Annotated in this window: 8 protein-coding genes; all 8 read left to right on the top strand. The window is 61.4% G+C overall.

What is annotated here, in order from left to right:
* Window positions 1-240: 240 nt before the first annotated feature.
* Window positions 241-969: an AraC family transcriptional regulator gene (locus ACWHXD_RS13725; RefSeq protein WP_138763035.1), complete on the top strand. Its 729-nt coding sequence runs from the start codon at window positions 241-243 to the stop codon at window positions 967-969.
* Window positions 970-1,197: 228 nt separating this feature from the next.
* Window positions 1,198-2,265, top strand: coding sequence for an HlyD family secretion protein (locus ACWHXD_RS13720; protein ID WP_138763036.1), 1,068 nt, complete (start codon window positions 1,198-1,200; stop codon window positions 2,263-2,265).
* Window positions 2,262-3,779 (top strand): DHA2 family efflux MFS transporter permease subunit, encoded by a 1,518-nt coding sequence (locus tag ACWHXD_RS13715; protein WP_138763037.1) that lies wholly within the window; start codon window positions 2,262-2,264, stop codon window positions 3,777-3,779. The genes ACWHXD_RS13720 and ACWHXD_RS13715 overlap by 4 nt, the downstream gene beginning before the upstream one ends.
* Window positions 3,780-3,801: 22 nt before the next feature.
* On the top strand, window positions 3,802-5,145 hold the full coding sequence (locus ACWHXD_RS13710) for a TolC family outer membrane protein (RefSeq protein WP_138763038.1): 1,344 nt from the start codon (window positions 3,802-3,804) through the stop codon (window positions 5,143-5,145).
* An 87-nt stretch (window positions 5,146-5,232) separates the two neighbouring features.
* Entirely contained in the window at window positions 5,233-6,129 is an 897-nt protein-coding gene (locus tag ACWHXD_RS13705; RefSeq protein ID WP_019820111.1) for a LysR substrate-binding domain-containing protein, read from the top strand.
* A gap of 217 nt (window positions 6,130-6,346) precedes the next feature.
* Complete coding sequence (gene mexE / locus ACWHXD_RS13700) at window positions 6,347-7,588, top strand: multidrug efflux RND transporter periplasmic adaptor subunit MexE (protein ID WP_098952677.1); 1,242 nt, start codon at window positions 6,347-6,349, stop codon at window positions 7,586-7,588.
* A 12-nt stretch (window positions 7,589-7,600) separates the two neighbouring features.
* The gene (locus tag ACWHXD_RS13695; RefSeq protein ID WP_044273664.1) at window positions 7,601-10,780 is read left to right on the top strand and encodes an efflux RND transporter permease subunit; all 3,180 of its coding nucleotides are present in this window, start codon (window positions 7,601-7,603) and stop codon (window positions 10,778-10,780) included.
* On the top strand, window positions 10,777-12,192 hold the full coding sequence (locus ACWHXD_RS13690; protein WP_069558350.1) for an efflux transporter outer membrane subunit: 1,416 nt from the start codon (window positions 10,777-10,779) through the stop codon (window positions 12,190-12,192). The genes ACWHXD_RS13695 and ACWHXD_RS13690 overlap by 4 nt, the downstream gene beginning before the upstream one ends.
* Window positions 12,193-12,329 lie beyond the last annotated feature (137 nt).

The raw sequence follows: 12,329 nt of genomic DNA, 5'->3' as shown, positions 1-12,329 counted from the left end.
TTAAATCCAACATAACCTGTACTTATCCCCTTCTGCGCCAGTTAGCGCCCAAAATTATAGAATTAGCATCAGCGCCTATTAAGTCGGATAACTCAAGTCAAAAAAAGCAGACGAGGCCCACAACCGTATTCTGAGTGACGACTGTCTTGCGTCCGACCCGCCCCACGCTTGAATCCAAACCCGCCCAGGCCTACCCTGCACGCGTCGAACAATCACCCAACACGTCAAGGAAGACTTCAAATGTGGGATGGCAGCGTTACCTTTGGCGACTCATGGGCCGGTTACATTGGCCGTGCGGATCAAAACACTGCTCACTCCCATGTCGCCATCCAACTGTGCATCGGCGTAGGCCAACCCGCCACCCTGGAGCTGCCCGGAAAAGTCATCCGTGCGGCAGGCGTGATCATCGGTCCCAACGTCGAACACCGTGCCGTGGCCGAGAGTCATCCGGTGGCATTTTTGTATGTCAGCCCGGACACGGCGTTGGGCCGTGCGCTCAATGCGTTGCTGCAAGACGATGGCATCGCCCTGGCCAGTGATGAACTGCTGGAGTGCTTTCGTCGTAGCACGTCCCTGTCGCACTTTGTCGACGCCCTCTCGCGGCTGCTGGCAATTACCCCGCCGATCGACCATAGGCTTCACAAAGCCTTGAATATTCTGCGCCTGGACCGCGACGGTCCAGGTTGCGTCAGTCGCGCTGCCCAGGCGGTGGGGTTGTCCAGCCCGCGCTTGCGCTTCGTCGCCACCCACCAGATGGGTGTTTCCCTCTCTCAGTGGATCATCTGGAACAAATTGGAAAGGGCCTCCAAATCCCTGGCCGGGGGTTCGACGTTGTCGGACGCCGCTGCCGACGGCGGTTTCTCCGACCAGGCGCATCTGGCTCGCATGATGCGCCGCATGATTGGCATGACGCCGCGCACTGCCGCTGAGGTTTTGCGCAAGACAAGCGTTTCGTTCAAGACGCACTGACAGCAAAACGCCAACATCCATCGCATCTGATTCGCAACAACGTCAACTCCCTCCTGCAGAACACTCAGCCCCACTGAAAGTGAATAAAAGAGTGTTCGCCCGGACGCCCGTGTCTGCGAATCGACTATTTGGTCGCAAGTGCCCAGCCCACCGTGGGTCGCCCTGCACGGAGGCCCACACCGTTTCTGAGCCTGCTTGACCTCAACGCGCATCGACAGGGAGTACCACATGACCAAAGGCAAGTTGATAAAACTGACGCTGTGCGCCGTCGTGGTCGGCGGGTTGCTGGTGCTGGGCTGGCAGCGCTGGCAGTATTCCAGCACCTACGTGAGCACCGACAACGCCGAACTCGACGGGGTGATCATCCCGGTACGGGCCAAGCTTTCGGGCGTGGTGATCAGTGTGCCGGTGGTGGACAACGTCAGGGTACAAAGCGGCGACCTGCTGTTTCAGATCCGTGACAGCGAGTACCGCTATCAGTTGCAGCAGCGCGAAGCACAGTGGCAAGCATTGCTCGCCGCCGCCGGGCGCGCAGGCGTGCCGGGCGCGCTGGACAGCCAGGTGCTCGGCGCGGTGGCCATGCGCGAGGCCGCGCAGGCGGCCCTGGCTCAAGCGAGCGCCAACCTTGAGCAAGCACGCAATGACTATCAGCGTGCCCGTCGCCTTGGCGCCCAAGGCGCGCTGAGCACCCAGGACCTGGAAGTGGCCAAGGCGCGTTTCGACGCCCTCAGTCATGCCCAGGAGGTGGCGCGCAAAAACGCCCAGGCCGCCGCCCAGAGTACCTTGGCCAACAAGGCCGAACTCAAGGTGCAGGACTATCGGATCGCGGCCGCGCAAGCGGAGCTGGAACAATCCAGGATCCAGCTCAACGACACCCGCCAGACCGCGCCGATGCGCAGCATTGTCTCGAAAAAAGAGGTGGAACCCGGCCAGTTTGTGGTCGCTGGCCAAAAGCTCATGAGCCTGATCGCCACCGACGCACTGTGGATTACCGCCAACTTCAAGGAGACCCAGGTGGGGCGCGTGCGCGTGGGCCAGAATGCCCGTGTCACCGTGGACGCCTTCCCCGGGCACGCCTTCGACGGCGTCGTCGAAAGCCTGGCACCGGCCACCGGAGCCAAGTTCTCATTGCTGCCCCAGGAGAATGCCACGGGCAACTTCACCAAGGTGGTGCAGCGCGTGCAGGTGCGGATCGCGCTCAACGATGTGCCAGATGACTACAAGTTGTTGTTGAGCCCGGGCATGAGCGCGTTTGTCGAAGTGGCCGCACCTGACGACACCGGCCAGACGCTATGAAGTCGCCTTACCTGATTGCGCTGACCGTCACGCTGGTCTCGATGATGGAGTTGCTCGATGTCACCATCGTCAACGTAGCGATTCCCAGCCTGATGGGCACCTACGGGGCGTCGGTGGATGAAATCTCCTGGGTCTCTACCGGTTATGTGGTGGCCAACGTGGTGATTCTGCCGGTCAGTGGCTGGCTGTCGGCGTGGTTCGGCCGGCGGACTTATTATCTGGTCTCTACCGCGCTGTTCGTACTGGCATCGTTGGGCTGCGCGATGTCTGCCGAACTCTGGCAACTGGTCGCGTTCCGGGTGCTGCAAGGCCTGGCGGGCGGCGGGTTGCTGGGGATTTCCCAGGCGATCATCTACGACGTCTTCCCCAAGGAAAAAGTCAGCAGCGGCATGGCGCTGTACGGCGTGGGCGTGATGATGGGGCCCACCTTGGGTCCGACCGTCGGCGGCTACCTGATCGACACCTTGTCGTGGCATTGGATCTTCTTGATCAACTTGCCGATCGGTGCCGTGGCCTTGTTGCTGTGCTGGCTGTGCATCAACGACTCGCCCAACGAACAAAAGCCTTCCAGTGTCGACTACAGCGGCTTCTGCTTGCTGGCCCTGGGCGTGGGCAGCCTGCAGATCCTGCTGGAGCGCGGCGAACACTGGGACTGGATGGCGTCCCACTGGACCGTGGCCTGCCTGTTGCTCAGCAGCTTCAGCCTGGTGGGCTTCTTTTGGTGGGAGCGGCGTGTGGCCAACCCGATCGTCAATGTCGCACTGTTCCAGAACCGCGAGTTCCTGATGGGGTGCATCTGTGCGTTCTGCGTGGGCTTCGGGCTGTACAGCACGTTGTTCATGGTGCCGCTGTTCTTGCAGACCTTACTGGCGCAAAGCGCTTACCAGAGCGGGCTAGTGATTTTCCCCGGGGCGGTGGCCAGCGCCATCAGCACCTTGGTGATCGGCAAGCTGTCCCAGGAAAACAAGATCGACGAGCGTGTGTTCGTCACCCTGGGCATTGTCATGTACTGCTATGCGATGTTCCTGCACACCCAGTTCACCCTCGACAGTAACCCCGACTCGCTGTACTGGCCCTTGGTGATCCGCGGCCTGGGCCTGGGCATGATCTTCGTGCCGCTGACCAACCTGGCGATGCGCCGCCTGCCGCTGACATTGATCTCCGGCGCCTCAGGCGTACTCAACCTGATGCGCCAGTTGGGGGGCAGCGTTGGCATCGCCATCGCAGCCACCTTGCTCACACGGTTCTTGTGGGAACGCTACCGCCTGCTTTCCGAGCATGTCACCGAATCGAGCCTGGTGGCCAGCGGCTGGGGCGGTGTGGAAACCGACCCGTTGTTTCTTTCCCTGGGCCTGGCGAGCCATCAACAAGCCCTGGCTCTGATGCCCTACCTGCAAGCGCGCGAACAGGGGCAAATGCTGGCGTTCAGCATGCTGTTCGGCACCTTGGGAGTGGTGATGGCCATCGGGATTCCCATGGTGCTGATGATGCGCAGAAGCCACATCAGTCGATAAATCTTTCAGTGGAGCACACCCCTTGCGTATTCCAGGCCTGCATCTCAACACCACCCCGCTGCTCATGCCGCTGTATTGGCTGGCACTCGCCTGCGCGCCCACCCAGGTATCGGCAGATGACTTGTACCACCTGTACCAGAAGGCGCTGACCCACGATATGCAGTTCGCCGCCGCACAGGCCCAGCAATTGGCCACGGCAGAAAAGGAACCGCAAAGCCGTGCCAACCTGCTGCCGGACCTGTCTGTCACTGGCGGCGCGGCCTGGGTCGATGCCGAGGATTCGTCCGACTATCATCGCAATCGCAATAACACCAACGCCTATGCCGTGGTCCTCACACAGCCGCTGCTGCGTTGGCAGAATGTGATCGTTCACGACCAAAGCAAACTGTTGATCAGCGCCAGTGAACTGCACACCGAACAGGCGCGCCAAGCCTTGATGCTGCGCGTCGCCCGCGCTTATTTCGACGTACTGCTCAATCAGGAACTGTTGAACACCCGCACACAACAGCTACAAACCCTGCGCGAGAGCCAGACGCGCAGCCAGCGACTCCTGGCCGACGGCGCCACCACAGCAAACGCGCTCGCCCAAGTGCAGGCCAAGTACGACCAGGCATTCGCCGAGCAGATTGCCGCCCGTGGCGCACTGGACATTGCCAACGAGACACTCACCCAATTGACTGCCGCACAGGCGGGCCCGTGGTCAGGCAAAGAGCCGCAGTTCAGCGCCCCGGTGCCCGCTGCCATCGATGATTGGGCCACGACCGCGCAACAAGGCAACCTCGCCGTACAGGCGGCGCAGATTGCCCAGCGCCTGGCCGAAATGGACATCGACAAGGAACGGGCCGGCCATTTGCCAACCCTTGATCTGATCGCCGCCCATGGCCGCTTCGCCTCTGTCGGCGGCGATGTCTACGATGTGACGTTGCCGGAAAACCGCTATAACCAGACCGTGGTCGGGGTCAAACTGAGCGTTCCGCTGTACAGCGGTGGCCGCACCAGCAGCCGCGTGCGCGAAGCCCATGCACTGCAAAGCAAGGCGGCGGACGAAGTCGAAGATGCACGTCGCAACGCCGGGCTGAAGGCGCGCCAGGCTTACCTGCAAGTCACCAACGGCATGAGCCAATACCAGGCACTCAAGCAGGCCTTGAACTCTAGCCAGATCAACCTTGCCGCCGTGACCCACGGGTTCGAAGCCGGTTCCCGCATCAACACCGACGTGCTGGATGCCCAACAAAAAGTCACCGATACCCAGCAACGCCTGGCCCAACAACGTTATGCGATCCTGATGGCCCAGTTGCACCTGTTGGCATCCACCGGCAACCTGAGCGACGCGCGCCTGCGGGATATCAGTCATACGCTGAACTGACGCACTGATCAGTAGTGCGCTGACATTCGCTCAACGTGAGGGCTGATTTGGATTAAGCTTGGGCATCTCAAAAATGGAACACTGCCCATGTTCGACCTCAACGAACTCTTCCTCTACGCCAAGGTGGTCGAGCACGGCGGGTTTGCGGCGGCGGGTCGAGCGTTGAACCTGCCCAAATCGACCTTGAGCCGCAGGGTCAGCCAGCTTGAAGCCAGGCTGGGAGCACGGCTGATACAGCGTTCGACGCGCCAATTCCAGGTGACCGATATCGGCCATGCCTATTACCGCCATTGCGTGGCGATGATTGCCGAAGCCGAGTCAGCAGAAGATGTGATTGCCTTCAACAAATCAGAGCCGCGGGGCGTGATCCGCCTGAGCTGCACCACCGCATTGCTCAACTACTGGGTGGCGCCGATGCTCGCCCAATTCATGGCGCAATGCGCCAGCGTCGAACTGAACGTGAAGAGCTTCAACCGCAAGGTCGACATCATCAGCGAAGGCTATGACATGGCCTTGAACCTGTGTTTCCCACCGCTGGAAAGCAGTGAGCTGGTCATGAAGGTACTGGCTAAAAGTCCTCAGGTACTGGTGGCGAGCGCGACTTTTTTGCAGGACGCTCCCCTGCCCTCGCTACCGGCTGACCTTGCCGGGCTGGCGACTATCCATTGGGGCAACCCGTTGCTTCAATACCTGTGGGACCTGACCGGGCCGGACGGCGCGACGGCCCAGGTCGCGCACACGCCGCGCCTGGTCAGTGATGACATGTCGACCCTGAAAAATGCAGCACTGGCGGGCGTGGGCATCGCCAACCTGCCCCAAGTCGTCGTGAAAGACGAGTTGGCCGATGGCCGCCTGATTGCCGTATTGCCTGAATGGCAACCCGCTGAAGGCGTGATCACCGCCGTGTTCCCCTCCAGGCGCGGGCTGATGCCGTCGGTGCGGTCCTTGATCGATTTTCTGGGCGATGCGTTTGAGGCGCCGTGATGCTCCCACGCGGTGCTGGGAAAGTTCCTTGCACCCTGAGCAACAGTCTTTTGTCATCAATCACATTGATAGCTCCCTAACAAAACCCCCATGCTAGAGGGCTGACTCCGCGCTTATATCATTCCGAATGATAGTTACCTTTGCTTCATTCGATTCGTGACATACCGCCTCCCCGCGCATGATCCGCCCATCTCAAATACATTGGCGGATGCACCTCATGGAACAGTCACTCAAACATTTGCGCTTCCCCCTGGCGATCTTGGCCGTGGTGGTGATGAGCGCGTGCGGCAAGACCCCGGAACAAGCGGCCGCCATGCCTCCAGCCAAGGTCAGCGTGGCCAAGGTGTTGGAACAACCGGTCAACGAATGGGACGAGTTCACCGGGCGCCTTGAAGCCCCGGAAACCGTGCAGATTCGTCCTCGGGTGTCTGGCCAGATTGACCAAGTCGCTTTTACTGAAGGCGCTTTGGTGAAGAAAGGCGACCTGCTGTTCCAGATCGACCCTCGCCCGTTCCAGGCCGAAGTGCGCCGCCTCGAGGCCCAGCTTGCACAGACCAAAGCCGCCGCCACCCGCAGTGAAAACGAAGCGCAACGTGGCGAGCGCCTGCGCCAGAGCAATGCGATCTCCGCCGAACTGGCCGACTCGCGCACCACCGCCGCCCAGGAAGCCCGCGCCGCCATGGCCGGGATCCAGGCGCAGTTGGACCTGGCCAAGCTGAACCTGAGCTTCACCCGCGTGACCTCGCCCATCAGTGGCCGCGTCAGCCGTGCCGAAATCACCGCCGGCAACCTGGTGACCGCCGATACCACGGCGCTCACCAGCGTGGTGTCCACCGACAAGGTCTACGCCTACTTCGACGCCGATGAGCGCGTATTCCTCAAGTACACCGAACTGGCCCGTGAAGGCCGGCGTGGCGCAACCACACCTGTGTACCTGGGCCTGTCCAACGAAACCGGCAACCCGCACCTGGGCCAGATGAACTTCGTCGACAACCAGGTCAACCCGGCCACTGGCACCATCCGTGGCCGTGCGGTGTTCGATAACAGCAAGGGCGAATACACCCCTGGCCTGTATGCGCGCTTGAAGCTGGTCGGCAGCGGCACCTATTCGGCCGTGTTGATCAATGACGAAGCGGTCGGCACCGACCTGGGCAAGAAGTTCGTGCTGGTGATGGACGGCGACAAGCCGGCTTATCGCGCGGTGGAACTGGGGCCGAAAATCGAAGGCTTGCGCATCGTACGCAGTGGCCTGACCAAGGACGACACCGTGATCGTCAAGGGCCTGCAACGTGTGCGCCCAGGCTCGCCGGTCGCGCCGGAAACCATCCCGATGGCCAGCAAGGAAACCCTCGCCGCCTTGGCCCAACAACGACAAGCGCTTGAAGCCAGCAACCTGGAGCAAGTAGCGCCGCAAACCGCAGCGCCCAAGCTCGCAAGCGTCGCGGCTCCACGCGGTTAAGGAATACTTAAGATGAATTTTTCCAAGTTCTTCATTTCACGGCCGATCTTCGCAGCGGTGCTGTCGCTGTTGATCCTGATCGCCGGTGCAATCTCGCTGTTCCAACTGCCGATCAGCGAATACCCGGAAGTGGTGCCGCCGACCGTGGTGGTGCGCGCCAACTTCCCGGGCGCCAACCCCAAAGTCATCGGTGAAACCGTGGCCGCGCCGTTGGAGCAAGCCATCACTGGCGTCGAGAACATGCTCTACATGTCCTCGCAATCCACCGCCGACGGCAAGCTGACCCTGACCATCACCTTCGCCCTGGGCACCGACCTGGACAACGCGCAGGTGCAGGTGCAAAACCGCGTAACGCGCACCCAGCCCAAGCTGCCGGAGGAAGTGACGCGTATCGGTATTACCGTGGACAAGGCCTCCCCCGACCTGACCATGGTGGTGCACTTGACCTCCCCGGATCAGCGTTACGACATGCTGTACCTGTCCAACTACGCGATCCTCAATATCAAGGATGAACTGGCCCGCCTGGGCGGCGTCGGTGATGTGCAGTTGTTCGGCATGGGCGACTACTCCCTGCGCGTGTGGCTCGACCCGAACAAAACCGCTTCGCGCAACCTGACCGCCACCGACGTGGTCACAGCGATCCGCGAGCAGAACCGCCAGGTGGCAGCCGGTGCCCTGGGGGCCCAGCCTGCGCCTAGCGACACCAGCTTCCAGTTGTCGGTGAATACCCAGGGCCGCCTGGTCACTGAGGAAGAGTTCGAGAACATCGTGATTCGCGCCGGCGCCAACGGTGAAATCACGCGCCTCAAGGACATCGCCAGGGTCGAACTGGGCTCCAGCCAATATGCGCTGCGCTCGCTGATCGATAACCAGCCCGCCGTCGCGATTCCGATTTTCCAGCGTCCCGGCTCCAATGCCATCGACATCTCCAACGATGTGCGCAGCAAGATGGCCGAGCTGAAAAAGAGCTTTCCGGCGGGGATGGATTACCGCATCGCCTACGACCCGACCATCTTTGTACGCGGTTCGATCGAAGCGGTGGTGCATACCCTGTTTGAAGCACTGATTCTCGTGGTGCTGGTGGTGATCCTGTTCCTGCAGACCTGGCGCGCCTCGATCATCCCCTTGGTGGCGGTGCCGGTTTCGTTGATCGGTACGTTTGCGGTGATGCACCTGTTCGGGTTCTCACTCAACGCCCTGTCATTGTTCGGCCTGGTACTGGCCATCGGTATTGTGGTGGACGATGCCATCGTGGTGGTGGAGAACGTCGAGCGCAATATCGAGCTGGGCCTGGAGCCCTTCCCGGCAACCGAAAAAGCCATGAGTGAAGTGACCGGCCCCATCATCGCCACGGCGCTGGTGCTGTGTGCGGTGTTCATTCCGGCCGCCTTTATCAGTGGCTTGACCGGGCAGTTCTACAAGCAGTTCGCCTTGACCATCGCGATCTCAACCGTGATCTCGGCGTTCAACTCCCTGACCCTGTCCCCTGCCCTGGCCGCTGTGTTGCTGCGCGGTCACGACGCACCGAAGGACCGTTTCTCCAAGTTCCTCGACAAGGTCTTCGGTGGCTGGCTGTTCCGTCCTTTCAACCGCTTTTTCGAAAAGGCCAGCCATGGCTACGTAGGCACCGTGCGCCGGGTGATTCGCGGCAGCGGTATTGCCTTGTTCGTCTACGCAGGTTTGATGGTGCTGACGTTCTTCGGGTTTGCCCACACGCCGACCGGTTTCGTACCGGCCCAGGACAAGCAATACCTGGTGGCCTTCGCCCAACTGCCCGACGCCGCAAGCCTGGACCGTACCGAAAACGTGATGAAGCGCATGTCGGAGATCGCCCTGAAACAACCCGGCGTGGAAGCTGCAATTGCCTTCCCGGGCCTGTCGATCAACGGGTTCACCAACAGCCCGAACAGCGGCATCGTGTTCGTGACCTTGAAGCCCTTCGATGAGCGCAAAGACCCGAGCATGTCCGCCGGTGCGATTGCCGGTGCACTGAACGGCCAATACGCCAATATCGAAGAAGCCTACATGGCGATCTTCCCGCCGCCGCCGGTACAAGGCCTGGGCACCATCGGTGGTTTCCGCCTGCAGATCGAAGACCGTGGCAACCTCGGCTATGACGAGTTGTACAAAGAAGTGCAGAACGTGATTGCCAAGAGCCACGGCGTGCCTGAGCTGTTCGGCCTGTTCACCAGCTACACGGTGAACGTGCCGCAAGTGGACGCGGCCATTGACCGCGAAAAGGCCAAGACCCACGGCGTGGCGATCAGTGACATCTTCGACACCCTGCAGGTCTACCTGGGCTCGTTGTATGCCAACGACTTTAACCGCTTTGGGCGCACCTATCAGGTCAACGTGCAGGCCGAGCAACAGTTCCGCCAGGACGCCGACCAGATCGGCCAGCTGAAAGTGCGCAATAACAGAGGCGAGATGATCCCCCTGGCGACCTTTATCAAGGTCAGCGACACCTCGGGCCCGGACCGTGTGATGCACTACAACGGCTTCATCACCGCAGAAATCAACGGCAACGCCGCGCCGGGCTACAGCTCTGGCCAGGCCCAGGCCGCGATTGAAAAACTGCTCAAAGATGAACTGCCCAACGGCATGACCTACGAGTGGACCGACCTGACCTATCAGCAAATCCTCTCGGGCAATACCGCGCTGTTTGTGTTCCCGCTCTGCGTACTGCTGGCGTTCCTGGTGCTCGCCGCCCAATACGAAAGCTGGAGCCTGCCACTGGCGGTGATCCTGATCGTACCGATGACGCTGCTGTCGGCCATCACCGGGGTGATTATCTCGGGCGGCGACAACAACATCTTCACCCAGATCGGCTTGATCGTACTGGTGGGCCTGGCGTGCAAAAACGCGATCCTGATCGTCGAGTTCGCCAAGGATAAACAGCAGGAAGGCCTCGACCCGCTCGCCGCGGTACTGGAAGCCTGCCGCCTGCGTCTGCGGCCGATCCTGATGACCTCGTTCGCGTTCATCATGGGTGTGGTGCCACTGGTACTCTCCAGCGGTGCCGGCGCCGAGATGCGCCATGCCATGGGCGTGGCGGTGTTCTCCGGGATGATCGGTGTGACCTTCTTCGGTCTGTTGCTGACGCCAGTGTTCTACGTACTGATCCGTCGCTATGTCGAGCGCAGTGAAGCGCGCAAAGCGGCCAAGGCCTTGAAGCTGGAGACACAGCAATGAGTGTGAAAATATTCCTGCCGAGCCTGCTGGTGCTGGCGCTCGCCGCCTGTGCCGTAGGCCCGGACTACAAGACCCAGCCACTGGAGGCGGCCAACATCACGGCCGCCGCCGACACCAAGAGCTACGACCACGCCAAGTACGAAGGTATCTGGTGGCAGCAGTTCGACGACCCGACCCTCAACCAGTTGGTGACCCAGTCCCTGAGCGGCAACCGTGATTTACGCGTGGCCTTCGCCCGTCTGCGGGCGGCACGGGCCATCCGTGATGATGCGGCCAACGACATCATGCCGGTGGTCACCTCCCGCGCCAGCAGCGATGTGGGCAAGGGCCAGATTCCCGGCCAGACCACCAAGCGTGTCAACAGCGAGCGCTACGACCTGGGCCTGGACATGGCCTGGGAAGTGGATTTGTTCGGGCGTATCCGTCGCAACCTGGAAGCCAGCGACGCCGACCAACAAGTGGCCGAAGCCGACCTGTACCAACTGCAAGTCACCATGATTGCCGAACTGGTGGACGCCTACGGCCAACTGCGCGGCGCGCAACTGCGTGAACGCATCGCCCTGGACAACCTGAAGAACCAGCAGGAGTCGCGCACCATCACCGTCAGCCTGCGCGATGCCGGCGTGGGTGATCAACTCGACGTCGAACGCGCCGACGCGCGCCTGGCAGCGGTTGAAGCCAGCGTGCCGCAACTGCAGGCCGAACAAGTGCGTGAGCGCAACCGCATCGCCACCCTCCTCGGCCAGCGCCCCGACAAACTGAGCGTGGACCTGAGCCCGAAAGACCTGCCAGCGATTGCCAAGGCGTTGCCAATTGGCGACCCGGGGCAACTGCTGCAACGACGCCCGGACATCCTCAGCGCCGAACGCAAACTGGCCGCCGCCACCGCACGTATTGGCGTGGCCAAGGCCGACCTGTTCCCACGGGTGAGCCTCAGCGGCTTCCTCGGCTTCACCGCCGGGCGCGGTTCGCAGATCGGCTCGGCCGCCGCGAATGCCTGGTCCCTGGGCCCGAGCATCACCTGGGCCGCGTTTGACCTGGGCAGCGTGCGTGCGCGTTTGCGCGGTGCGAATGCCGAAGCCGATGGCGCCTTGGCGACCTATGAACAGCAAGTGCTGCTGGCGCTGGAAGAGTCCGAAAACGCCTTCAGCGATTACGGCAAGCGCCAGCAACGCCTGGTCTCGCTGATCCGCCAAAGCGAATCCAGCCGCGCCGCCGCCGACCTCGCGGCGATCCGCTACCGCGAAGGCACCGTGGACTTCCTGGTCCTGCTCGACGCCCAACGCGAACGCCTGGCCGCCGAAGATTCCCAGGCCCAGGCTGAAGTCGACCTGTATCGCGGGATAGTGGCGATCTACAAGGCGCTGGGTGGTGGCTGGCAGCCGGATACGGTAGTCGCCAGCAACAAGTGAGGTAAAGAGCTCCTTTGGTTGGTCGCATCCAGCCAATTTTTAGCCCTGCGGTCCATTCGGTCGTGGGGCTTTTTTTTGCCAGGACTTCCTAAAATGTTGAAAGTTATTTCTGTAAGCCAATTAGGAAGTCCTTCGTA

The organism is Pseudomonas fjordensis (assembly GCF_976987115.1).
The sequence above is the reverse complement of the archived record's forward strand: the minus strand, read 5'-3'. Positions and strand labels throughout refer to the sequence as shown.

Coding starts and splice junctions, on each gene's coding strand:
- mexE (WP_098952677.1), top strand. CDS start 6,347: ATGGAACAGTCACTCAAACATTTGCGCTTCCCCCTGGCGATCTTGGCC.
- ACWHXD_RS13720 (WP_138763036.1), top strand. CDS start 1,198: ATGACCAAAGGCAAGTTGATAAAACTGACGCTGTGCGCCGTCGTGGTC.
- ACWHXD_RS13690 (WP_069558350.1), top strand. CDS start 10,777: ATGAGTGTGAAAATATTCCTGCCGAGCCTGCTGGTGCTGGCGCTCGCC.
- ACWHXD_RS13715 (WP_138763037.1), top strand. CDS start 2,262: ATGAAGTCGCCTTACCTGATTGCGCTGACCGTCACGCTGGTCTCGATG.
- ACWHXD_RS13695 (WP_044273664.1), top strand. CDS start 7,601: ATGAATTTTTCCAAGTTCTTCATTTCACGGCCGATCTTCGCAGCGGTG.
- ACWHXD_RS13705 (WP_019820111.1), top strand. CDS start 5,233: ATGTTCGACCTCAACGAACTCTTCCTCTACGCCAAGGTGGTCGAGCAC.
- ACWHXD_RS13725 (WP_138763035.1), top strand. CDS start 241: ATGTGGGATGGCAGCGTTACCTTTGGCGACTCATGGGCCGGTTACATT.